Raw genomic sequence first — 24,459 nt, forward strand, 5'->3', positions numbered from 1 at the left:
AGCACTCATGAGTAAAGAAATACTGTTAGTCGCAGAAGCGGTTTCAAACGAAAAAGCAGTACCACGCGAAAAAATATTTGAAGCGTTAGAGTCAGCATTGGCTCATGCGACCAAAAAGAAGTACGACGGCGATATTGAAGTTCGTATTGATATCGATCGTACCACCGGCGAATTTGATACATTCCGTCGTTGGTTAGTCGTTGAAGACACGGATTCTGGATTAGAACATCCTTACCGTGAAATAAGCTTGTCGGCAGCGCAATACGAAGATCCATCGGTACAGGCCGGTGACTACGTAGAAGAGCAAATCGATTCGATACAGTTCGACCGTATTACGACCCAGACTGCAAAACAAGTTATCGTACAAAAAGTACGTGAAGCCGAACGAGCTCAGGTTGTTGATGAATACCGTGAGCAAGTGGGTGAAATGGTCAGCGGTATTGTTAAGCGTGCGAATCGGGAACACGTTATTCTGGATTTAGGTAATAACGCGGAAGCGATTATTTATCGTGACGAAATGTTACCGCGTGAATCGGTGCGTCCAGGTGATCGCATTCGCGGTTTGCTCTATGACGTTCGTCCAGAAGCTCGTGGAGCACAGTTATTTGTAAGCAGAACCAATCCTAACTTCTTGTTGGAATTGTTCCGTATCGAAGTGCCTGAAATAGGCGAAGAGATGATTGAGCTACGCGGTGCTGCCCGAGATCCGGGTTCGCGTGCTAAAATTGCGGTTAAGAGTAACGATAAGCGTATAGACCCTGTTGGGGCTTGCGTTGGTATGCGCGGTGCACGAGTTCAGGCGGTATCCGGTGAGCTTGGTGGCGAGCGCGTAGATATTGTGCTTTGGGATGATAACCCGGCACAGTACGTCATTAACGCGATGGCGCCTGCTGAAGTAGCGTCTATAGTTGTGGATGAAGATGCACATACTATGGATATTGCGGTTGCGGCAGATAACCTGGCTCAAGCTATTGGTAAAGGTGGTCAGAACGTTCGCCTGGCCAGCCAGCTAACTGGCTGGACGCTGAATGTTATGACCGAAGATGAGTTCAACGAAAAAAATGAAGCTGAAACTCAGCGTCTATTGAACTTATTCGTGTCGACTTTAGATATCGATGAAGATTTTGCAAATGTACTGGTTGATGAAGGCTTCTCTTCACTTGAAGAAGTGGCTTATGTCCCGGTTGCAGAATTCCTTGATATTGAAGGGATGGACGAAGATATCGTAGAAGAATTGCGTAGCAGAGCACGTGCTTATTTAACCACGAAAGCTCTGGCTACCGAAGAATCTCTGGAATCGGCTGAACCAGATGACACACTGTTAAACTTGGAAGGAATGGAGCGTCACCTGGCTTATGTATTAGCCAGCAAAGGCGTGACAACTCTGGAAGAGTTAGCGGAACAGGGTGTTGACGACTTAGCCGATATTGAAGAATTAAATGAACAGCAGGCTGGCGATTTAATTATGAAAGCTCGCAATATTTGCTGGTTCAATGAAGAACAGTAGAACGATCAGCGGAGGTACAACAGACTATGGAAGAAGTAACGCTCGATAAGCTGGCCACAGATGTCGGTACAACAGTTGATCGTCTGGTTCAGCAGTTCGCTGAAGCGGGCATGACCAAGAAAGCGGGTGATTCTGTTAACGAAGAAGAGAAACAGAAATTACTGGCTCACTTGAATCGTCAGCACGGCGGTGGCGGCAGCTCTGAACCCAGCAAAATGACTTTAAAGCGCAAAACAAAAAGTACGTTAAGCGTTGGTGGCGGAAGAGACTCTAAATCCGTTCAGGTAGAAGTGCGTAAAAAGCGTACTTACGTGAAACGTTCAGCAAGCGAAGAACAGGAACGTGAAGAACAAGAACGCTTAGCGCAAGAGAAAGAAGCGGAAGAAGCGAAGCTTCGCGAAGAAGAAAAACAGCGCGAAGAAGAGCAGCAGCGTAAAGAAGCGGAAGCCAAGGCTAAAGCAGAACGCGAAAAAGCTGAGAAAGAAAAAGCTGAAAAAGAAAAGCTGCGCAAAGAAAAAGAGAAAGAGCGTCAAAAAGCAGAAGCTGAAAAACGTGCTGCCATGACACCTGAAGAGCGTGAAGCGGCAGACAAAGCGAAAGCCGATGCTGAAAAACTGAAGCGTCAACAGGAAGAAGAAGCTCGTAAAAAAGCGGAAAAAGAAGCGGAAGCGCAAGCGGAAGAAGCTCGTAAACTGGCGGAAGAAAACGCAAAACGCTGGGAAGAAGAAGAGCAGAAACGTAAACAGCAAGAAAAAGAAGACGTGCATTTTACAACGTCATCTACTGCGCAAGAAGCTGAAGACGCACAAGATTTTGACGAAGAACGTAAAAGCCGCAAACGCGGTAAAAAGCGTCGTCGTAAAGATGAAGAAAGCGATGATACCCCACGCCGCGAGAAGCGTCGTAAAGGTGCTCGTCGCGGCTCGTCGCTGCAACAGGGCTTTAATAAACCAGCTCAGCCAGTTGAACGTGATGTGAAAATTGGTGAGACCATTACCGTTGGTGAACTTGCTAACCGTATGGCGGTTAAAGCCAGTGACCTTATCAAGACCATGATGAAAATGGGCGAGATGGTCACCATTAACCAGATTCTTGATCAAGACACAGCCGCTTTAGTGGTTGAAGAGCTGGGTCATAAACCTGCGTTGGTGAAAGATAATGCGCTGGAAGAAGAAGTGCTTTCTGACCGCCAGGAAGGCGGAGAAGAGGCACCTCGTGCACCAGTCGTTACTGTTATGGGTCACGTTGACCATGGTAAAACATCGTTGCTGGATTACATTCGTAAAGCCAAAGTTGCATCAGGCGAAGCGGGTGGTATTACTCAGCACATCGGTGCATACCACGTTGAAACGGGTCATGGCATGGTGACTTTCCTGGATACTCCGGGACACGCCGCCTTTACTTCTATGCGTGCACGTGGTGCAGGCGCAACAGACGTTGTTATTCTGGTAGTTGCTGCGGATGATGGTGTTATGCCGCAAACCAAAGAAGCGGTTCAGCACGCAAAAGCTGCTGGCGTTCCTCTGGTTGTTGCTATCAACAAAATGGATAAAGAAGGCGCTGACCCAGACCGTGTGAAGAACGAGTTGTCGCAGTTGGAAGTTATTCCTGAAGACTGGGGTGGCGATGTGCAGTTCATTCCATTGTCAGCGCACACCGGTGACGGCATTGATGAGCTGTTAGAAGCTATTTTGCTGCAATCCGAAGTATTGGATTTACGTGCAGAGAAAACCGGTATGGCTTCAGGTATTGTGGTTGAATCACGCCTGGATCGTGGCCGTGGTCCGGTAGCAACAGTATTGGTTCAGCGCGGTTTGTTGAAGCAGGGCGATGTTGTACTTTGTGGTCTTGAATACGGTCGTATTCGTGCAATGCGTGATGAAACCGGTAAAGAAATTAAAGAAGCGGGTCCATCTATTCCTGTAGAAATACTGGGTCTATCCGGTGTTCCTCAGGCAGGTGACGAAGCAACGGTTGTCAGAGACGAGCGTAAAGCGCGTGAAGTGGCTAACTACCGTCAGGGTAAATACCGTGACGTGAAATTAGCTAAGCAACAAAAAGCGAAACTGGAAAACATGTTTGCGGACATGGCCGAAGGTGATGTTGCAGAGCTTAATATCGTCCTTAAATCTGATGTACAAGGGTCACTGGAAGCGATTTCTGATGCCTTAACCAAACTGTCAACTGATGAAGTGAAAGTGAACATCATCGGTAGCGGCGTTGGTGGTATCACCGAAACCGATATTTCTCTGGCCAGTGCCTCAAATGCCATTGTTGTTGGTTTTAACGTTCGTGCTGAAGCTGCGGCCAGAAAACTGGTTGAACAGGAAAGTGTCGACTTACGCTATTACAGTGTTATTTACGACTTAATTGACGAAGTTAAAGCGGCAATGAGCGGTATGCTGCAGCCTGAGTTTAAACAGCAGATTATTGGTTTAGCCGAAGTTCGTGATGTCTTCAAATCACCTAAGATTGGTGCCATTGCTGGTTGTATGGTAACTGAAGGTGTGGTGAAGCGTTCTGCTCCAATTCGCGTATTGCGTGATAACGTTGTTATCTACGAAGGTGAGCTGGAATCTTTACGTCGCTTTAAAGATGACGTTCAGGAAGTTCGTAACGGCATGGAATGTGGTATCGGTGTTAAGAACTACAACGATGTCAAAGAAGGCGACCAAATCGAAGTCTTCGAAACCATTCAGATTGAACGTACGCTGTAATCAAGGACACAGGAATTTATGGCTCAAGAGTTTAGCCGTACCGAAAGGGTACGGCATCAGCTACAACGAGAAATCGCTATGATCCTGCAACGTGAGATAAAAGATCCTCGCGTTAGCATGGTCACAGTATCCGACGTGGAAGTTTCTCGTGACTTAGCTTATGCCAAAGTGTTTGTTACCTTTTTCCAGGATGACCCTGAGCAAATTAAGCAGGCGTTAAAAGTGTTGAATGAAGCCTCAGGCTTCATTCGATCTTTATTGGGTAAGCGCATCAAAGCACGCATTGTTCCGCAACTAAAATTTCAGCACGACGCTTCTTTAAATGAAGGGATTCGTATGGGCAAATTGGTTGCGGAAGCTCGTGAACGAGATAAGAAAAGCAGCGAAAACAGCGGAGACGATTAATGTCTAAAGCTCGTCTACGCAAAGGCCGTGCTCTCACGGGCGTAGTATTATTGAATAAACCGCAGGGCATGAGTTCAAACCATGCCCTGCAGCGTGTTAAGCGCCTGTATAATGCACAAAAAGCCGGTCATACTGGTGCGCTGGATCCTCTGGCAACCGGTATTCTGCCAGTTTGTCTCGGAGAGGCGACCAAATTCTCGCAATATCTGTTGGATGCCGATAAAGCCTACCGGGTTGAAGCTACGCTGGGGGTAAGAACAACCACCAGTGACGCCGAAGGCGAAGTGGTTGAGGAAAAGCAGGTTGCAGTTGATGCCGCTAAGGTTGCCGATGCAATAAAGCAGTTTATTGGTGAACAGGAACAGTCTCCCTCTATTTATTCGGCACTGAAGCACGAAGGCCGTCCATTATATTATTATGCGCGGCAAGGCATTGAAGTACCGAAAAAAACGCGCACAATCACCGTCCACTCTATCGAACTGCTGGATATTCAGGACAATAAAGTGACCCTGCAAGTGAGTTGCAGCAAAGGTACCTATATTCGTACTTTAGTTGATGACCTGGGTCAGTTATTAGGCTGTGGTGCTCACGTATCCATGCTACACCGTAACGCAGTAGCCGACATAGCTGAAGCCGCTATGGTGACCCTGGAACAACTGGAAACGTTAGCAGAAGAGGGCTATGAAGGTCTCGATGCGTTATTGCATCCGGCTGATTTGCTACTGGGACAATTGCCAGAGGTAACAGTGACTCAAGCGCAAACTCGCGACTTTTTGCATGGACAACCCGTTCCTTTACCTGAGCAAAATGGGAAGGAAGCCGAAGAATGGCGGGTTACTACGGAAAACTCGCTATTTCTTGGGGTCGGACGGGTGAAAAATGCGGAATTATGGCCACGCCGGGTTATTGCACGGGAACATGTGGATTTATAGTTGTTTTTACGGCGGCTGACGAGTATAATCGCCGCCTTCATATCGATGCTGAATTAGTGATTGGCGTCGATCATTTTGACAAAACTTAGGAGTTAGCATGTCACTAACTGTTGAACAGAAAGCTGAGATTTTAAAAGAATTTGGCCAAGGCGAGAACGATACCGGTTCTCCTGAAGTGCAAGTTGCGCTTTTAACTAAAAACCTGGCTGAATTACAAGACCACTTTAAAGAACATAAGAAAGATCACCACTCACGTCGTGGTCTGCTACGTATGGTTAGCCGTCGTCGTAAGCTTCTTGATTACCTGAAGCGTAAAGACGAAAAACGTTACGTAGCTATCGTAGAACGTCTTGGCATCCGTCGCTAAGACAAACGTTCTGAAAAGAATAAAATTAAAAGGGCCTTCAGGCCCTTTTTTTGTATTCTTTTTTAGGCTTATGGGTCTTAATTTCGTCACAATTCCCCTATACTATGCGATGAGATAAATAAAGAGAGAAGACGAGTATCAATCCGGATACTCTATATTTTGAAGGTAAAGGAAAGCAACGTGAATCCAATAACTAAACAATTTCAGTACGGTCAGCACACAGTCACTTTAGAAACTGGCGTAATAGCACGTCAGGCGACTGCTTCTGTACTTGCCAGCATCGATGACACAACAGTCCTGGTCACTGTGGTTGCGAAAAAAGAAGCTCGCGAAGGGCAAAACTTTTTTCCATTAACGGTAAATTACCAAGAAAAAACTTACGCAGCCGGTAAAATTCCAGGTGGCTTCTTTAAGCGTGAAGGCCGTCCAAGCGAAAATGAAACTCTGACTTGTCGTTTAATCGACCGTCCAATTCGCCCATTATTCCCTGATGGTTTCATGAACGAAGTGCAAGTTGTTGCAACTGTTGTTTCTGTAAACCCTCAAATTAATCCTGATATTGTTGCCTTAATTGGTACTTCAGCAGCACTGTCTATTTCTGGTGTTCCTTTCGCAGGCCCAATCGGTGCAGCTCGTGTTGGTGTCGTGAACGATGAATATGTATTAAACCCAACCGCAGATGAGTTAGAAAACTCGAAGCTGGACCTTGTGGTTGCTGGTACTGATAAAGCTGTCTTAATGGTTGAATCAGAAGCTGAACTGCTGTCTGAAGACCAAATGCTTGGTGCCGTTATGTATGGTCACGAAGCAATGCAGGACGTTATCAAAGCCATTACTGAATTTACTGCAGAAGCAGGCAAAGAGAAGTGGGACTGGCAGGCACCTGCAAAAGATGAAAGTTTGCAGACTAAAATACGTGAATTGGCAGAGCAAGGTATTGGCGAAGCCTACCGCACTACCGACAAAGCAGAACGTAAAGGTAAGCTTGACCAGGTTAAAGAGCAGATGGTCGAGAAGCTGACTGCTGAAGATGAAAATGTCGATTTAGAAGAAGCCGGCAAAATCTTCCACGATCTGGAAAGTGATATTGTCCGTAGCCGTATTATTGCTGGTGAAAAGCGTATTGATGGCCGCGACCCTGACATGGTTCGTGCTATTAGCGTGGCGACTGGTGTATTACCGCGTACTCACGGTTCAGCATTGTTTACCCGTGGTGAGACTCAGGCGTTGGTAACTGCGACTTTAGGTACTGACCGTGATGCTCAGATGATTGACGAGCTGACCGGTATGAACACGAATCGCTTCATGCTGCATTATAACTTCCCTCCATACTGTGTTGGTGAAACGGGTATGGTTGGCTCGCCAAAACGTCGTGAAATTGGTCATGGTCGTTTGGCTAAGCGCGGTATTCAGGCGGTTATGCCTAGCCACGACGAGTTCCCATACACCATTCGTGTGGTGTCAGAAATTACTGAATCAAACGGTTCAAGCTCTATGGCCTCCGTTTGTGGTTCTTCACTGGCGTTGATGGATGCGGGTGTACCAATCAAGTCTTCTGTAGCGGGTATTGCTATGGGCTTGGTTAAAGAAGGCGACAAGCATGTTGTTCTTTCCGATATCCTTGGTGATGAAGATCACTTAGGTGATATGGACTTTAAAGTAGCCGGTAACACCGATGGTATTACTGCGCTGCAAATGGACATTAAAATTGATGGTATCACTCGTGACATCATGGAAAGTGCATTAGCGCAGGCTAAATCAGCTCGCTTACACATTCTGAAAGTGATGGACGAAGCTATAGGCGGTCACCGTGAAGAGCTGTCTACTTATGCACCTCGCTTTACTACTATCAAAATTGATCAGGACAAGATCAAAGACGTTATCGGTAAAGGCGGAGCGGTTATTCGCGAGCTGACTGAGTCAACTAATACCAACATTGAGATTGGTGACGACGGTACTATTAAAGTTGCAGCCAGTGATCAGGCTGATGCTGACGCTGCTATTGAAAAAATCAAACAGCTAACGGCTAACGTTGAAGTTGGCAAAATTTACCAGGGTAAAGTAGCGCGTATCGTAGACTTCGGTGCCTTTGTTACTGTTCTGCCAGGTAAAGACGGCTTAGTTCACATTTCTCAAATTGCAGAAGAACGTGTTAACGACGTAAACGAATACCTGAAAGTTGGTGATGTTGTTCCGGTTAAAGTACTGGAAATTGACCGTCAGGGCCGCGTACGTTTAAGCATGAAAGAAGCTGCTGAGAAAAAAGAAGAGCCAGCAACTGAAGCGCCGGCAGAGCCTGCAGCTGAAGAAGAAAACAAAAGCGAAGAATAATCGTAAAGATTTTCTCAGCTTTATTGAAAACCCCGTGTAAACGGGGTTTTTTTATGTCTGCTTTTTGCCTGAATGGCGTTGAATGTGCTGTAATAGAGGCCAGTGTTTATTTAAGGATAAAATTATGCAAGAGCGCAGAAGTGTTAGGTTCATTGGAGCTTTGTTGTTATTAGGCGCCATGACGGGGTGTGCCTCGCAAAGTTCATTTAACCAGTTACCTGATACTGTGGTACTCGCTGAGCCTGAGCGGGCAGAGTTTCGCTATGAAATTGAGTTGGCCCGCATTGCGCAAATGTTAAGAGAAGATTTAACCGAAGAACAGCGCGGAGAACTGTATTACCGTCGTGGGGCACTATATGACGCCGTCGGCTTAAGAACTCTTGCCAGAATGGATTTTACCCGAGCTTTAGAATATAACCCGAGACTGGCCGATGCGTATAATTTCTTAGGTATTCAGTATACGCAGCTGGAAGAGTTTGATTACGCCTACGAGGCTTTTGACTCAGCAATTGAGTTAAATCCCGAACATCGTTACGCCTATTTAAACCGGGGTATAGCTGAGTATTACGACGCCAGAACGAAACTGTCTCAGGAAGACTTAGAATACCACCTGGAAAAAGAACCCGACGACCCTTACCGTGTTATTTGGCTGTTTCTCGCCGAACATGAAAATGACGCCACGTTGGCACAAAAAAGTCTTGAGCAAAACGCTGAGAAACTGGATAAATCCGACTGGGGTTATCAGATTGTGCAGCTTTATACTGGAAAACTTTCTGAAGAAGAGTTTTTACAACGTATGACCCGTAACTTAGGCGAGTCGGAAAAACTGACTGAACGTTTGTGTGAAGCCTATTTTTACCTTGGCAAATACATGCAAATGAAAGGAGAGCAATTGCAGGCTGTTAACTATTTTAAATTGGCTCTAATGACCAATGTGTATGGCTTCGTTGAACACCGTTATGCGTCGGTTGAGTTAACCCGTATTCGTGAATCGTTACTTAGTCGCTAACGAGAAGTAAGTGAAAGCCAGACTCTTAATTGTGTTGTTTCTGTTGGTTTTAAGTGGGTGGTCTCATCAGGTTTATAACCAACAACAAAAACGCAATTGGCTAGCGCATCAGGGTAATGCCCGGGCACAACACCAACTGGCAAATCATAACTGGAAACTTAATAACCGTACCGCTGCTTATTATTGGTGGCAGCGGTCGGCAAAGCAGCATTATTTCCCTTCCATAGAAAGTCTAATCAACGAATTCCCGGCGGCGAGCGAGACCTGGCTTGAGCTGGCCGTTGCTGCAGGGGACCCGGCGGCTCAAAGGCAGGTAGCCAGCGCTGAATTAACCGATCAGAACACCTCTATAAACCAATGGCAGAGTCGCTGGGTAAACTCGAGTGACTCTTGGTTGCAGAGCAAGTTTGAACTGATTGAACGCTATAAGAATAATGGTCAGTGTCATATGGAAATTAATGTGGTTGCAGCTGACGCTGGCGAAAAGCGACGTTACCTTAATTTTTTGTCTGCGGTACAAAACGCTCCTTTTGATACGCGGAATTGGTGCATTAGTTTTACTCTGGACGAAACCTTATCTTGCGTAACCGATACGCAAAGAAAACGAGCCAGTTGCCGTTCCGAACAGCAATTTGGTAAGCGAGTGATATTAGCCGACCAAGGTATTGCCAGTGCAGATAGTCAGACATTGACTTTAACCCGGGACAGTTCAGAAGCGGTTATTCAACATGAGCTGGGACATTGGTTGGGGTTCGCTGATGAATATGAAATGTCAGACGCACTTGCTCAAAAGTTCTGTTATGGCTACTACGACCACGACAGTCTGAATATTATTGTGACAGAAGCTCATAACGAGTATTCGGTACGGCAGGTTAAAGCGGTTTATAAAAGCCTGCCGTGGAAAGCTGAACTCAGTTCATGGCAGGATATTGCGACGCAGAAGCAAGGGAAATGGCGTTTAGGAAGCTCAAAAGAGGCTGCTGTCGGCCTTTTTAAAGCGGATACCTGTAACGCTATAGATGACAGGCAAGCATGGCGCCCTGTTAATACTAGAACCGCTATGGAGCAGCACGACACCAAACTATGGCCAGAAATCTACTTAAGATTGCTGGAGCAAAAAACTAACGCTTTTGATTTAGACGCTAATAGCGACTTGCGCCAGAATTAGCACTGGGCAGAGTGTTGCCAGAAACCAAATAAGTGAACGAAGTTTGTCATAGTTGCTTAAATAAGCAATGTGATAGAGCACTCTGAGTACAATAAAAGAAATGCTTAAAAATTCAATTCGATCGGTGGTCTGAGAAGTTGCCAGGGCTGCCAATACTGCTGCGGCAAATAATGGGAAAGCTTCATAGGCATTATAGTGACCGGCAACGGCCCGGGCTCCACGCCCAAGTAACCGTTGCTGTTGAGCTCTGGGATGTTTATTGTCATAACCGTTATCGCGGTTCTGAAAGTAAACCACCGGTGCCTTAGCCAAAATTGGCAAGACTCCGGCAATGAGTAAACACCACAATAAAAGGCTCACGGTCACTATTCCTTAATTAACGTACGGTTTCGCCTGCTGCCTGTAAATCAGCATGATAAGACGAGCGTACGAGCGGTCCACTGGCAATGTGGCTAAAGCCCATTTCAACACCAGCAACACGCAGCTCTTCAAACTCGTCGGGGTGCACGTAGCGTGCTACCGGAATATGGTGGCGGCTAGGCTGCAAATACTGTCCGATAGTTAACATGTCGACATCGTGCGCACGAAGATCTTTCATGACTTCCAGTATTTCTTCTTTGGTTTCGCCAAGGCCGACCATAAGTCCCGACTTAGTCCGGATATCCGGCCGAACTTCTTTGTATTTTTGCAGCAAGTCTAAAGACCACTGGTAATTTGCACCAGGACGAGCTGCCTTATACAGGCGTGGCACGGTCTCAAGGTTGTGGTTAAATACGTCAGGCGCTTCGCCTTTGAGAATATCGAGCGCAACCTGCATACGACCACGAAAATCCGGTACCAGCACTTCTACCTGAATGTTGTTCTCACTGTGCTCACGAATTTTACGAATACAGTCCGCAAAGTGCTGAGCACCGCCGTCGCGTAAATCATCACGGTCAACCGATGTAATTACGACATACTTCACTTTCATGTCGCGGATGGTTTTGCCCAGCTTTTCAGCTTCTTCCGGATCGGGAGGAAGAGGGCGACCGTGAGCAACGTCACAGAATGGGCAACGACGTGTACAAATGTCGCCCAGGATCATAAAACTGGCTGTACCGTGATTAAAACATTCCGGTAAATTTGGACAGGATGCTTCCTCACAAACAGAGTGCAAACCATGGCTGCGCATTGCTTGCTTAATTTCATCAATACGCTCAGTTGAAGAAGGCAACTTCACCTTCAGCCACGACGGTTTACGCAACATCTGGTCGCGTTCGGTGGGAATAATTTGTACTGGTATCAGTGCCATTTTATCGGCGTCACGCATTTTGACACCAGGTTCAACTCTAACTGGCTTTGACATAATCTTGAGCGAGTCCCGTTTGTTGAAGAATGTTGCTGTAGGAAAGGGAGCTGGTAAAGTGTTTTATCACTGCAGCAGCCGCTTCACTAAAGCTATCAGGACCATTGAGGTCCTTAGTTTGAATCATTTTTATGCCCGAAAGGCCACATGGGTTTATTCGGGAAAAAGGTTCCATATCCATATTGACGTTCAAGGCCAATCCGTGAAAAGAGCAGCCTTTACGAATACGAAGCCCCAGAGAACAAATTTTATCTGCATTGACATAAACGCCAGGGGCGTCGCGACGCGCTTTGGCATCAATTCCGTAATCGGAAAGGGTGTCAATTACGGTGTTTTCAATATGATTAACCAATTGACGGACACCATAGTTAAGACGGCGAATATTAAGAAGAAAATAGATAACGAGCTGACCCGGACCGTGATAGGTAACCTGTCCGCCCCTGTCGACCTGGATAACCGGAATATTTCCCGGAGCGAGAATATGCTCAGCTTTACCAGCTTGTCCTTGAGTGAAGACAGGATCGTGCTCGACCACCCACAGTTCGTCGGCAGTGTTTTCGTCGCGTTGGTCAGTGAATTCCTGCATAGCATGCCATACGGGTTCGTATGGCTGCCTGCCCAATTCACGGATAATTAGGGTATCGTTCATGCCGTCATTATAACGTTTGTCAGCAATAACGGCTAGCCCTATGACTACAGAACGTAGCGAACGTCCTCGATATCTGAGAGGGAACGATACAGTATTTCGATATGCTGCTGGCTTTCAACACGCACAGCAACAGAAATTGAGTGGTAGTTACCCTTGCTGCTGGGCTTTACGGAAGGACTGTAGTCGCCCGGAGCATGCTCTTGTAAAACTTCTACGACCTGGTCAGGAAGGCTGTCACTAGCAACCCCCATCACTTTAAACGTAAAGTGACAGGGAAAGTCGACCAGTTCGTCAAAACGAGTTTTTTGCATCTATCTAAACCTTTACTCTTCACTAAATTGCTGTTTGATGTAATCCATCATTTTCTTGAAGAAACCGCCTTCTTCTACGCTTTGTAGCGTCACCAGCGGGAAGGAAGCAACATCTTCACCATTAAACTGAAGATATACTGTTCCTACGTGCTGACCTTTTGACAGCGGAGCCTGAAGTTGTTCATCAAGTTCAAAGTTAGCATTCAATTTATCACGCTGGCCTTTAGGTAAAGTAATTACCACATCTTCACTAATACCCAGTTCAACTTCGTCTAAATCACCGCCCCAAATACGCTGAGAGATAAAGCTTTCACCTGCGCTATAAGCTTTAACGGTTTCGAAATAGCGGAACCCGTAGTTAAGTAGTTTTTTACTTTCAACTTTACGAGCCTGCTCGCTCCCGGTTCCTATTACTACTGCAATTAAACGGGTTCCGTCTTCAACCGCAGAAGATACCAGGCTATAACCTGCTTCATTCGTATGACCGGTCTTTATACCATCAACATTTAAGCTACGATCCCATAACAATGAGTTACGGTTATATTGCTTAATATTATTATAGGTAAAGGACTTTTCTGCGTATAGCTTATATTCTTCCGGGGTTTCTTCTATTAAAGCGCTGGCTAAAGTCGCCATGTCCCGCGCAGATACATACTGCTCTGAATCGGGCAGACCATGACTGTTAGCAAAATGGCTGTCTTTCATGCCAATTTGTTCGGCATAGTTATTCATTAAGTCGGCAAAAGCGTCTTCACTTCCTGCGATATGCTCCGCCATAGCGACACAGGCGTCGTTACCGGAAGAGATAATAATACCGCGGTTTAAGTCTTTAACACTGACCTCTTTACCAACCTCTATGAACATTTTAGAGGACTCCGGGAAGTTTTTGGCCCAGGCATTGTCGCTAACCGTAACAAGATCTTTTTCGCTAATGCGGCCGGCCAACATCTCTTTACCAATAATGTAGCTGGTCATCATTTTGGTCAGGCTGGCAGGAGGCAAACTTTCGCTTGAATTACTTTCCGCTAATACCTTGCCGGTAGTGTGATCGATAAGGATATAAGCTTTGGCATTAACTGACGGCGCATTGGGAACCAATGACTGAGCCGCAAAACTTGCTGAGCTGAATAATAGGGTTACAACGGTAAAGAGGTGACAAATTTTTTTCATTGGAATTATCTTTATCTTATCGGTCAAAAAGTGAATCATGTGCTTAAGGAAGCCGGATTATATCAGTTCTGTTGCACAGCGTCAGGAGTATCCGTCTGACTTTGCGCTGCCTTTACGCGAAAAGCCTCGGGATATCCGGAAGATCGTATTTGTTCGAGTAAATCGTGGCTTTCATCTTCAGAAACCGGTCCCAGCATGAGTTTATGTAGACCATGAGTTTGTTCAGTAGTTGCAATTTCCTGGAACTTGGGCGGTAAGTTGTGTTTTAACTGCGATAAACGGTCGATATTTGACGAAGCAGCTAACTGAATATGATAGTTGGACTGATTCGTTGATATAGCCTGCTCTTCTGCGCGCATGGGAGTGTTTAAGTTAATGGCTTCAATTCTGACCGGGGCGGTGCCATTATCCAGCATATCGAGTTTATAGGCAGCAGCAAATGACAAGTCGATAATACGCTCAGAATGGAAGGGGCCCCGGTCATTCACCCGCACAATGACTGTACGGTCATTGTTTAAGTTAGTAACTTTTACGTAAGTTGGCAGGGGAAGCCGGGTATGGGCGGCCGACATGCTGTACATGTCATAGTATTCGCCATTGGACGTCAGGTGACCGTGAAATTTATTGCCATACCAGGAAGCATAACCTTCCTCAACATAGCCAGCAGCACTGTCCATTACTTCATAGTCATTACCCAGAACCCGGTAGTCCCGGTTTCCCTGAGGGCTAAGAGGCTCGTGAACAGGAACGGCGCTGCGTAACTCCGACTCATTAGGTAAACGAGTCGGAGCACTGTCTTTATGTTGAGAGTAGCGGCCGGAGGGGCCGCTGGAACAACTGCTGAGCAAAAATACGCTCAGTATTAAGGTTAATAAATTATTCCACTTCATTTTTCAATTGCTCGCTAAACTGATAAACAGCCATCGCGTACAGTGGGCTATGATTATATCGGGTAATGACATAGAAGTTGTCGTATCCCAGCCAGTATTCATGAGCTTCTTCTGTTTCAAACTCAAATACTCTAACTTTGGTGTCATCATTAACCGCCTGGTGTTGCGGAAGTTCATAGCCCTTGCGCTTAATTTCAGAACGTGTGGTGTTGGGTTTCATACCGTCGCTGACTAAAGTTTTCCAGTCTTGTTCGTTCCCAAGAGGTTGCGCCACCGGTTGGCCTTGCTGCCATTTATGTTCAGCAAAATAATTAGCCACACTGCCGATAGCGTCCACCGGATTCGTCAGGATGTCTCTGTGTCCGTCGTTATCAAAGTCCACTGCGTAATGGCGATAGCTGGAAGAAATAAACTGACCGAACCCCATAGCACCGGCGTAGGAGCCTTTTGCTTCGGCTACGTTCCAACCTTCTTCAGCTGCTAACTGAAAGAATTCGCTAAGCTCGGAACGGAAGAAACTTGAACGGGGAGGGTAATGGAAACCTAAAGTGTAGAGTGAATCCAGAACAGAATATTTGCCCATGTAATTGCCATAGAAGGTTTCGACACCAATTATTGCCACAATAATTTGTGCTGGAACGCCGTATTCTTTTTCTGCGCGCTCAAGTGTTTCCCGGTGTTTTTTCCAAAATTTAACGCCGGCGTCTAAGCGTTTTTCAGTTAAGAAAATAGGATGATATTGATACCAGGGTTTGGCTTCCCATGGGCGCTGAATGGCTTCCAGTACATCGTCGTTTTTTTCTGCTTCTGACAGCCATTGACGTACTTGAGCTTCGTCAAGTTGGTGTTCTTTTACCTGCTGCTGGATAAATTTTTCAACCTCAGGTGTTTGCTCCTGAGCATATGCCGACAAGCTGGTTGTTGCGGTTAGCAACGCTAATCCAAATAAGGTGCGCATAAAGTTTCCCTGTTTTAGCCATTTTTCATAACTAAGCGATGGTGGGTCGCGATAGACATAAGCATGCCGAAGCCTGCCATAAGCGTCACCATCGACGTGCCACCATAACTGATTAAGGGCAATGGTACCCCAACCACAGGCAATAGTCCTGAAACCATACCAATATTTACAAACACATAAACAAAGAAGGTGAGTGTCAGTGAACCGGCCAGTAACTTACAAAAGATATCCTGTGTTTGCAGAGCAATAATCAGGCCCCGTAAAATAATAAAGCCATATAGCGCAAGCAAAAGGATAACTCCGGTAAGGCCAAACTCCTCACTAAAAACAGAGAAAATAAAGTCGGTATGACGCTCAGGTAAAAACTCGAGTTGAGACTGCGTTCCCTGAAGCCAGCCTTTACCGTCAATGCCACCCGAGCCGATGGCGATTTTTGACTGGATAATGTGGTAACCGGAACCCAAAGGATCGCGTTCGGGATTTAAAAAGGTCAGTACTCGTTGACGCTGGTAGTCGTGCATTAGATAAAACCACAAAACTGGTGTAAATGCTGCTACTGCAAGACTTGCTGCGGTAACCAGTTTCCAGCTAAGGCCGGCCAGAAAAATAACGAAAATACCTGCACATGCCACTAATAACGATGTACCCAAATCAGGCTGTCGCGCAATAAGTAGTGTGGGAATAATGACTAGAACTAAAGCACCAAATAACCGGTAAATAGATGGTGGTATAGGGCGCTGATTCATATACCAGGCCAGCATAAGAGGCATGGCGAGCTTCATAATCTCCGAGGGCTGTATTGTCAAAGGACCTATGTCTAGCCAGCGCTGTGCACCTTTGCCCATTTCACCAAAAACAAGTACCGCAATGAGCAGCAAGACACCGCCGGCAAACGCGGGAACGGCGAACCGGGACAAAGCTCTCGGTGGAATTTGTGCAACCACAAAAAGCACGACAAACGATAGCCCTATACGTATAGACTGCCTTTCTACGACCTCTAAGTCCTGACCCGCAGCACTATAAATAACAAACAAACTGACAATCGAGAGTACTATCAGGGGAATAAGCAGGGGCCCGTCAATGTGTAGTTTTTTCAATAGCGGGCTTCTTTGGCGTTCTTCAGTCGTCAGCATTAGTTTCTTCCTGCTGTTTTTTGCCATTGTTAAACCGGGTGTGCCAGACGTCTAATATTTTTCTTGCGACCGGCGCCGCGATACTCCCGCCACCCCCTAGAGAGTTTTCTATTGCAACCACCACAACAACTTTAGGATCGTCTGCCGGGGCATAACCTACGTACATTGCATTATCGCGATAGCGTTCGGCAATATCTTCTGCGTTATATTCTTCTTCCTGACCAAGGCTTCTAACCTGAGCCGTTCCGGTTTTTCCAGCTGAGGAGTAGGGCGCATCTTTAAATGCTCGATGAGCTGTGCCTTTTTGCGCCATATTAACATTACGCATTCCCCTGGTAATAACGTCCCAATTATTGCTGTCGGATAAGGTTAATTTTTCGCGATGAGCAATTAAAGCCTCTTCAAATGCGCCATCTTGTATTTTTCCGCGCAACAGTCTGGGAATAAGGTGCTCGCCTTTATTGGCAACCATTGCCGTTGCAACTGCCAGTTGCATGGGGGTTGCGGTCCAGTAACTCTGACCTATACCAACAGAGAGCGTTTCGCCTGCATACCAGGGCTGACCAAAACGAGCTCTTTTCCACCCACGAGAAGGCATCAATGCAGGAACTTCTTCATGAATGTCTATTCCTGTTCTTTCGCCAAAACCAAACTGGGTCATAAAACCGGATATCTTATCGACGCCGAGTTTCAGAGCTAAATCGTAATAAAATGTATCACAGCTTTCAGTAATGGCTCTTTCTACGTCAACCCAACCGTGTCCCCAGGCCAGCCAGTCGCGATAGCGTCGGTCAACGCCTTTTATTTCAAACCAGCCGGGGTCCCATATGCGAGTATCTTCTTCAATGGTGCCATCTTCTAATCCAAGTAAACCTATCTGAGGTTTAATCGTTGAGGCCGGAGGGTATGCTCCCTGAGTAACGCGGTTAAGCAGTGGGCTCTGGGTTGAATTCAGTAACGACTGATATTGCTTAACGGAAATACCATTGACGAACCAGTTTGGATCGTAGCTGGGAGTGCTTACCATAGCCAATATCCCACCGGTGGTGGCATCCATTAATATAATAGAACCGCGTTGCTCCCCCAGTAACTCGGCAGCTTTTCTTTGCAACTCAAGGTCGAGTTCTAAGACGATATCCTGCCCGGGCTTGGGAGCTTCAATACTCAGAGTTCTTACCGCACGTCCGCGATTATTAACCTCAACACTCTGATAACCGACCTCGCCATGCAGGTCTTTCTCGTAGTATCTTTCGATGCCGAGCTTTCCGATTGTCCGGCTGGCGGCGTAATTAGGTAACTCGCCGCTTTCACGTAGTTTCTCGACATCACGACGGTTGATTTTTGCAACGTAACCTACGGCATGAGTCAGTAACTCTTTATGCGGATAGTTCCGGATTAAACGAGCTTCGATACTCACTCCGGGATACTTATGTTGTTGAGCTGCAAAAACCGCGAGTTGCTTTTCATTCAGCTCATCAAGTAAGGGAACATTATTAAAACGCCGTTGGTTTTTTAGGTTTCGGTAAAAGCGTTCAATAGTGCTGTCGGGGAATTCGAGCAACTGTTGAAGTTGACTTAGAGTCTGCTCAAGGTTGCCGATTTCTTCCGGGGTAACATCAAGACTGTAAATTGGTGTGTTTTCCGCTAACAAAATACCGTTGCGGTCATAAATTAAGCCTCGATTCGGCGCCAGGGGAAGTAATTTTATCCGATTATCGTTAGAGCGCGTTTGAAGCTCATTGTGTTCACTTACCTGCAAGTGATACATGTTCGATGCCAGAGCTATAAAAACCGCCACAACAATCACCATAGCAACAAGCACGCGTCGTCCAAAAACGGCCGCTTCGGAATCATGATCACGTATGTGGGTGCGGTGACGCATTATTATTCTTATTCTCTATGGTACGGATGATTGTTATTCAGGCTCCATGCCCGGTAAAGACTTTCTGCGACGATTAACCTGACCACCGGATGGGGCAATGTTAATTTAGACAAAGACCAGCGTTGCTCAGCTGCCGCCAGGCATTCATCAGAAAGGCCCTCAGGCCCGCCGATTAATAGAGTGACATCTCTGCCGTCCATTTGCCACTTCTCTAATTGCTGAGCAAGCTTAGGCGTGTCCCAGGCCTGACCTGTGACCTCTAAAGTGACAATTCGGTTCCCTTTGGGTATTGCTTGCAGCAGCGATTTACCTTCTTGTTGCATAACGCGGTTTAAATCTGCTTTACGCGTTCGCTTTTGAGCCGCTATTTCATGCAGCACTAACTTACAATCCGTCGGGAACCGTTTTTTATATTCGTTGAAGCCTTCAGTAACCCACGCGGGCATTTTTGTGCCAACGGCGAGTAATTGAATTTGCACTGATTAGCCCCAGAGTTTTTCTAATTGATAGAAGTCGCGGATGCTGTCCTGCATTACATGTATAACAACATCACCAAGATCAACTAAAACCCATTCCGACTGTTCTCCACCTTCTACGCCAATAGGTGGCGTGCCAGCATGTTTTGCTTCCGTAGCCACATGTTCAGCAATGCTTCTTACATGCGTTTTCGAGCTGCCAGAGCAGATGATCATGTAATCAACAACGTCCGTTTTATCATGAACATCTAAAATTTGAACGTCACGACCTTTAAGATCATCGATTTTATCAATGACAAATTCACGCAATTCTTCTGCCTGCAAAAGATTTTCTCCGATTTAAGGATTAAAACCCGAAGTTTAACAGAAATTAGTAAAAGTGTTCAGTTACAAATACAGCTGATGTTGTCTTATATAGTCATAAACATTGGAAGGCAGTGGCAGGTTTTTTTCACGTTGCTGAAGTTGTTTCCGGAGTTCAGTGGCGGAAACATCGACCATTGGAGTTTCTGCAATATAAAGCAGCCCCTGGCGTTGTTTATTCAAGGCGTTTCTATCGCGGGTCATGTGCGCTGAAATAAACGCTTTCAACTCGTCATCCTGAGGGTTAAAAGGAACCCCGGCTCTTGGCATCACGACAAGGTGAGCGTTCTCAATAAGCTGGTGCCACTGATGCCAGCGGTGAAGACTCATTAATGAATCCATCCCCATCACAAAAAGTAGGGTGTCATCAGGAAACTGGGTTTTAAATTCACTTAATGTATTGGCGGTAAAGGACGGTCTGTCCTGTCTTAACTCCCAGTCCTCGACGGTGAAAGCCGTATGTTGTTGAGATGCAAGCTTAACCATGTCCAGCCGCTGCTCAGGGCTGGCATCTGGTTGCGGGCGATGTGGCGGTACCGCGCTTGGCATCAGCGCTAAAGTGGAAATGTCGAGCTCTTTTATCAGAGCGGCTGCCGTTTCCAGGTGCCCGTTATGAATAGGGTCGAAAGTGCCGCCAAAAATTGCTCGTATCATAGCTGAATAAATTTTTCGTTCGGTTCAATGCCGTGATTAAACACCGAAAGTCCGTCATTAATGGCGTCGGCGTTATTACAGCAAAGTAAACTGAGTAGATGAGTCGTGAGTATAAGAGGGGATTCGCCGCTATCAAGCTTAAGCGCCGCTTCTATTCTCTCAATCAACTGCTGTGCACTCAATAGAGTTTGCTGACTCAATTGATTTGCGCGCTGGTGATAACCCGGTTGTTGATTAGGCCAAATCATAAATTGACGGAAAAGTGCGTTTGTATCGGTTTGTGTCTGCTTAGCTTTTTGCAATGCTGTTAGCAGTTGCACTTCGCGCTGCAAAATCCAGATAAGCCTGTGAAAGTCATTTTCTTCGTCTAGTAAACGCTCCAGCCGATGCAACGCACCTTCAAAATCTTGTTGCTGGATACTTTCCTGCAAGGCAAACACGCTAAAGCGGCTGACATCATCAATGGAGGTTTTCAGAAAGTCTTCCGTAATGACGCCATCGTTGCTCAGCAATTGCCACTTACTAAGTTCCTGATCCAGAGCAAGTAAGTTTCCTTCAAACCAGTCTGATAACTTTTCCGGAACACCCGCGGCGAGAGTGAGTTGGTAACGCTGAGCACGCTGGTGAATAAAGGCGGGTAACTGTGACTTATCCGGGCTTTGGGTGCGAACCAGGGGGCCGCGCTCTGCCAGTGCTTTAAACCAGCGACTGTTCTGGGTTTCCTTTTTTAACCGGTCACCAATAACAACCAGAATTTCACTCTCGGCCTGATTTTTTGCGTACTCGGTCAATGCGGCAGAACCGTCCCGACCGGGTTTGTTTTCGGGTAATTCCAGCTCAATCAGCCGCATATTGCCAAACAGGCTCATTGACTGCTCACCTGCAGACAGTTGCTGCCAGTCGAAGTCTTTACTTTGTAACCAATGCACTCGTTCGAGGTCATCACTGGCTAAGCCTTTTCGAATGCTGGCTAGGGCGTCATTCCTGAGTAAAAGGTCGTCACCAAACACAAGCAGGACAGGGGGAACCCCATTCTGTTGCAAGTAAGGTTCAAGCTTTTCAGGGTAGATAGTTTGCATTGGCTAAGAGTTCTATTCCGACATTTCGGAGATGATTTGTTGCAAAATAAGGCGTGACGCTTCGGCTCTCATTTCATCAACCAGCATTTCACGTTCGCGGGTTTTAGCCAATACGAAGTTAGGGTCGTCCTGATAGTCCCGCGCCACCTCTACCGTTCGCTCAAGTAGCAGCTTTTCATTGTTGAACAACTGATAATTGACCTGATACAGAAGCTCGTATTCCGCAACCTGACCACTTTCAAACAACGACAGTGTTCTTCGTTCTAACTTATCTGAAAGAAGCCGAACGACAACAGGCTGTTCCGCTTTAGAGACCTTGATCCCTGAATGAATAAAGCGCTGCTTCATATGCTCACTTAATTCTTTTGAAACCTGGCTTTGCAGAGAAACAGACTGCAGCGTTTCTGGTAGCTGGTAGTTTCCGCGCAGTTGAAAGCCACATCCGTTAAGAGTGGCTATCAGCAGCAGGGTGAGTAAAAGGTTAAAGGCTACGCGCATAGGTTATCCGACAACAATATTGAGAATTTTTCCGGGCACGTAGATTTTCTTACGAACTTCTTTGCCCTCAGTATGTTTTTGCACGGCTTCTTCATCAAAAGCAATTTGCTCAACTTGTTCTGCGGAAGCATCGGCTGGTACGGTTAATTTAGCCCGAACCTTGCCATTAATTTGCACCACAATCAGTTTTTCGTCTTCAACTAACGCACTTTCATCAACGGTTGGCCAGTCAGCAAAAGACAGCGGCCCCTGATGGCCCAGTTCCTGCCATAACTGCTCACAGATATGCGGCGTAATAGGCGCAAGCATACGCACCATAGCATCGATAGACTCAGCTAATACTTGACGGTCGGCCTCGCTTTCCAGCGGTGCTTTTTGTAAGTGGTTAAGCAACTCCATAATGGCTGCTATTGCTGTATTAAAGTGCTGGCGGCGTCCCATGTCATCGCTGACTTTGGCGATGGTTTTATGTAACTCGCGGCGCAGCTGCTTTTGGTTTGCATTTAAGTTCTGACCTGAGCAAGCGCCACCGGCGTTATTTAAGTCGTAAGTCAGTTTCCACAAACGGCGTAAAAAGCGTTGCGCACCTTCAACACCAGAGTCTGACCACTCCAGCGTCATTTCCGGTGGTGCGGCAAACATCATAAATAAGCGCACGGTATCCGCGCCATAACGTTCAACCATGATTTGCGGGTCAATGCCGTTATTCTTAGACTTTGACATTTTGCTCATGCCGCCGATATTAACCGGTTGGCCGTCTTGTTTATGTTTAGCGCCGGCAATGGCGCCTTTTTCATCACGCTCAATGTCAACATCAAGAGGCGACACCCATTGTTTGCCGCCTTTTTCATCTTCGCGGTAATAGCTGTCTGCCAGTACCATGCCCTGACACAGCAGACGTTTGAATGGCTCGTCAGACTCCACTAAGCCGGTGTCGCGCAATAATTTATGGAAAAAGCGAGCGTACAACAAATGCAAAATGGCGTGCTCAATACCACCAATATACTGATCAACCGGTAGCCAATAGTTCGCTTTTTCCGGATCCAGCATGGCATCATCAGTTTGTGCGCTGCAGTAACGGGCGTAGTACCACGATGACTCCATAAAGGTGTCGAAGGTATCCGTTTCGTGTTCTGCCGGCTGGCCGTTATATTCGGTTTTACGCCATTCAGGGTCAGATTTTATCGGTGAATTCACACCGTCCATAACGACATCTTCAGGCAGTTTAACCGGTAGCTGATCTTCCGGAACGGGCACGGACTCGCCATTTTCCAGATTCAGCATCGGAATTGGGGTTCCCCAGTAACGCTGACGAGATACCCCCCAGTCGCGCAAACGGTAGTTTACTTTACGCTCACCAATGTTTTTCTCTTTTAGTTCGGTTGCAATTGCGTCAAAGGCCTGTGCCGAGCTCATACCGTTATATGGCCCCGAGTTAATAACGGTGCCTTTCTCAGTAATGGCTGCTTTTTCAATGTCACTATCGCCACTAAGAGGTTCAATTACAGGCCGAATTTCCAACTGGTATTTCGTTGCGAACTCCCAGTCGCGCTGGTCATGTGCAGGAACCGCCATAACAGCGCCGGAACCGTAATCCATTAAAACAAAGTTAGCGACCCACACCGGAATTTCTTCGCCGGTCATTGGGTGAACGGCTTTAATACCGGTGTCCATGCCCAGCTTTTCCATGGTGGCAATATCAGCTTCTGCAACTTTGCTGTTTTTGCACTCTTCAATGAATTTAGCCAGCTCAGGGTTCGTTTTGGCGGCTTCCGTAGCTAAAGGATGCTGTGCCGCAACGCCCATGTAGGTAACGCCGTAAAGCGTATCCGGACGGGTGGTATAAACGCGTAAGGTCTGCTCCGAAGAGGCGACGTTAAAGTCAATTTCGACACCTTCTGAGCGGCCGATCCAGTTACGCTGCATAGCTTTGACCTGTTCTGGCCAACCATCAAGCTGATCCAAATCGTCTAACAGCTCTTCAGCGTAATCGGTTATTTTAATAAACCACTGAGGAATTTCTTTCTGCTCGACTTTAGCGCCGGAACGCCAGCCGCGCCCGTCAATGACTTGCTCATTGGCTAACACGGTCTGGTCTACCGGATCCCAGTTAACCGTCGCATTCTTCTTATAAACCAGGCCTTTTTCATAAAGCTTAGTGAAGAACCACTGCTCCCAGCGATAATAATCCGGCGAGCAAGTTGCCAGTTCACGGTTCCAGTCGTAGCCAAAACCTAAGCTTTTTAACTGCTCGCGCATATAATCGATATTCTGATAAGTCCATTTTGCCGGTGCCGTTTTATTCTGTATAGCGGCATTTTCAGCAGGAAGCCCAAAGGCATCCCAGCCCATAGGTTGCATAACATTTTTTCCGAGCATACGCTGATGACGGCTAATGACATCACCTAAAGTATAGTTACGAACATGCCCCATATGCAGTTTGCCGCTGGGGTAGGGGAACATGGACAGGCAGTAGAACTTGTCTTTGCCCGGCTGTTCTTTTGCCGTAAATACGTCTTGTTCCTGCCAGCGTTTTTGCATGGCAGATTCGATTTTGCTCGGGTTGTATTGTTCTTGCATAATTCCTGCTGATTCCGTTTGAATTTAAATATCGG

Annotated in this window: 23 protein-coding genes; 8 read left to right on the forward strand and 15 right to left on the reverse strand. The window is 46.5% G+C overall.

The genetic code is table 11. The features are described from left to right. Positions 1–7 precede the first annotated feature (7 nt). The 8 genes from nusA to RJ32_RS05985 all read left to right on the forward strand — a co-directional run bounded on the left by nusA (position 8) and on the right by RJ32_RS05985 (position 10,436). Positions 8–1,507 (forward strand): transcription termination factor NusA, encoded by a 1,500-nt coding sequence (gene nusA, locus RJ32_RS05950; protein ID WP_011234220.1) that lies wholly within the window; start codon positions 8–10, stop codon positions 1,505–1,507. A gap of 26 nt (positions 1,508–1,533) precedes the next feature. Beyond that, complete coding sequence (gene infB / locus RJ32_RS05955; RefSeq protein ID WP_034820151.1) at positions 1,534–4,224, forward strand: translation initiation factor IF-2; 2,691 nt, start codon at positions 1,534–1,536, stop codon at positions 4,222–4,224. Positions 4,225–4,242: 18 nt separating this feature from the next. Then, positions 4,243–4,629 (forward strand): 30S ribosome-binding factor RbfA, encoded by a 387-nt coding sequence (rbfA, locus tag RJ32_RS05960; RefSeq protein WP_034820154.1) that lies wholly within the window; start codon positions 4,243–4,245, stop codon positions 4,627–4,629. Continuing rightward, positions 4,629–5,561, forward strand: a complete 933-nt coding sequence (truB, locus tag RJ32_RS05965; protein ID WP_034820157.1) for a tRNA pseudouridine(55) synthase TruB — start codon at positions 4,629–4,631, stop codon at positions 5,559–5,561. The genes rbfA and truB overlap by 1 nt, the downstream gene beginning before the upstream one ends. A 97-nt stretch (positions 5,562–5,658) precedes the next feature. Further along, a complete protein-coding gene (gene rpsO / locus RJ32_RS05970; RefSeq protein WP_011234216.1) occupies positions 5,659–5,928 on the forward strand; it encodes a 30S ribosomal protein S15 in 270 nt (89 codons plus the stop codon). 180 nt (positions 5,929–6,108) lie between these two features. After that, positions 6,109–8,259, forward strand: a complete 2,151-nt coding sequence (pnp, locus tag RJ32_RS05975; RefSeq protein WP_034820159.1) for a polyribonucleotide nucleotidyltransferase — start codon at positions 6,109–6,111, stop codon at positions 8,257–8,259. A gap of 124 nt (positions 8,260–8,383) precedes the next feature. Continuing rightward, complete coding sequence (gene nlpI, locus RJ32_RS05980) at positions 8,384–9,268, forward strand: lipoprotein NlpI (RefSeq protein WP_034820161.1); 885 nt, start codon at positions 8,384–8,386, stop codon at positions 9,266–9,268. 10 nt (positions 9,269–9,278) lie between these two features. Then, positions 9,279–10,436, forward strand: a complete 1,158-nt coding sequence (locus RJ32_RS05985; RefSeq protein WP_034820162.1) for a peptidase — start codon at positions 9,279–9,281, stop codon at positions 10,434–10,436. Here the strand turns inward: RJ32_RS05985 and RJ32_RS05990 are convergent. From RJ32_RS05990 to leuS, 15 genes are all read right to left on the reverse strand, one after another. Further along, positions 10,404–10,796, reverse strand: a complete 393-nt coding sequence (locus RJ32_RS05990) for an MAPEG family protein (protein WP_034820163.1) — start codon at positions 10,794–10,796, stop codon at positions 10,404–10,406. The two genes, RJ32_RS05985 and RJ32_RS05990, sit on opposite strands and share 33 nt — an antisense overlap. 16 nt (positions 10,797–10,812) lie before the next feature. After that, a complete protein-coding gene (lipA, locus tag RJ32_RS05995) occupies positions 10,813–11,781 on the reverse strand; it encodes a lipoyl synthase (RefSeq protein ID WP_034820165.1) in 969 nt (322 codons plus the stop codon). After that, the gene (gene lipB / locus RJ32_RS06000) at positions 11,765–12,430 is read right to left on the reverse strand and encodes a lipoyl(octanoyl) transferase LipB (RefSeq protein WP_034820167.1); all 666 of its coding nucleotides are present in this window, start codon (positions 12,428–12,430) and stop codon (positions 11,765–11,767) included. The genes lipA and lipB overlap by 17 nt, the downstream gene beginning before the upstream one ends. Before the next feature lie 44 nt (positions 12,431–12,474). Next, positions 12,475–12,741: a DUF493 family protein YbeD gene (gene ybeD, locus RJ32_RS06005; protein WP_011234209.1), complete on the reverse strand. Its 267-nt coding sequence runs from the start codon at positions 12,739–12,741 to the stop codon at positions 12,475–12,477. A 12-nt stretch (positions 12,742–12,753) separates the two neighbouring features. Further along, the gene (locus RJ32_RS06010) at positions 12,754–13,911 is read right to left on the reverse strand and encodes a D-alanyl-D-alanine carboxypeptidase family protein (RefSeq protein ID WP_034820171.1); all 1,158 of its coding nucleotides are present in this window, start codon (positions 13,909–13,911) and stop codon (positions 12,754–12,756) included. Positions 13,912–13,973: 62 nt separating this feature from the next. Next, positions 13,974–14,801: a septal ring lytic transglycosylase RlpA family protein gene (locus RJ32_RS06015; protein WP_034820174.1), complete on the reverse strand. Its 828-nt coding sequence runs from the start codon at positions 14,799–14,801 to the stop codon at positions 13,974–13,976. Continuing rightward, the gene (gene mltB / locus RJ32_RS06020; protein ID WP_034820177.1) at positions 14,788–15,759 is read right to left on the reverse strand and encodes a lytic murein transglycosylase B; all 972 of its coding nucleotides are present in this window, start codon (positions 15,757–15,759) and stop codon (positions 14,788–14,790) included. The genes RJ32_RS06015 and mltB overlap by 14 nt, the downstream gene beginning before the upstream one ends. Before the next feature lie 14 nt (positions 15,760–15,773). After that, complete coding sequence (rodA, locus tag RJ32_RS06025; protein WP_034820179.1) at positions 15,774–16,892, reverse strand: rod shape-determining protein RodA; 1,119 nt, start codon at positions 16,890–16,892, stop codon at positions 15,774–15,776. Further along, complete coding sequence (mrdA, locus tag RJ32_RS06030; RefSeq protein WP_034820182.1) at positions 16,879–18,774, reverse strand: penicillin-binding protein 2; 1,896 nt, start codon at positions 18,772–18,774, stop codon at positions 16,879–16,881. The genes rodA and mrdA overlap by 14 nt, the downstream gene beginning before the upstream one ends. Before the next feature lie 8 nt (positions 18,775–18,782). After that, positions 18,783–19,253, reverse strand: a complete 471-nt coding sequence (rlmH, locus tag RJ32_RS06035) for a 23S rRNA (pseudouridine(1915)-N(3))-methyltransferase RlmH (protein ID WP_034820185.1) — start codon at positions 19,251–19,253, stop codon at positions 18,783–18,785. A gap of 3 nt (positions 19,254–19,256) precedes the next feature. After that, positions 19,257–19,574 (reverse strand): ribosome silencing factor, encoded by a 318-nt coding sequence (rsfS, locus tag RJ32_RS06040; RefSeq protein ID WP_011234202.1) that lies wholly within the window; start codon positions 19,572–19,574, stop codon positions 19,257–19,259. Between the two features lie 63 nt (positions 19,575–19,637). After that, positions 19,638–20,267, reverse strand: coding sequence for a nicotinate-nucleotide adenylyltransferase (nadD, locus tag RJ32_RS06045; RefSeq protein ID WP_034820188.1), 630 nt, complete (start codon positions 20,265–20,267; stop codon positions 19,638–19,640). Continuing rightward, positions 20,264–21,346 carry a DNA polymerase III subunit delta gene (gene holA / locus RJ32_RS06050; RefSeq protein WP_034820191.1) on the reverse strand — a complete coding sequence of 361 codons (1,083 nt, stop codon included), beginning with the start codon at positions 21,344–21,346 and terminating at the stop codon, positions 20,264–20,266. The genes nadD and holA overlap by 4 nt, the downstream gene beginning before the upstream one ends. A 12-nt stretch (positions 21,347–21,358) precedes the next feature. Further along, positions 21,359–21,844 carry an LPS assembly lipoprotein LptE gene (lptE, locus tag RJ32_RS06055; RefSeq protein WP_034820194.1) on the reverse strand — a complete coding sequence of 162 codons (486 nt, stop codon included), beginning with the start codon at positions 21,842–21,844 and terminating at the stop codon, positions 21,359–21,361. A 3-nt stretch (positions 21,845–21,847) separates the two neighbouring features. After that, positions 21,848–24,424: a leucine--tRNA ligase gene (gene leuS / locus RJ32_RS06060; RefSeq protein ID WP_034820197.1), complete on the reverse strand. Its 2,577-nt coding sequence runs from the start codon at positions 24,422–24,424 to the stop codon at positions 21,848–21,850. Positions 24,425–24,459: the final 35 nt, after the last annotated feature.

It is taken from the genome of Idiomarina sp. 28-8 (genome assembly GCF_000320945.2).
Lineage (GTDB): Bacteria > Pseudomonadota > Gammaproteobacteria > Enterobacterales > Alteromonadaceae > Idiomarina > Idiomarina loihiensis.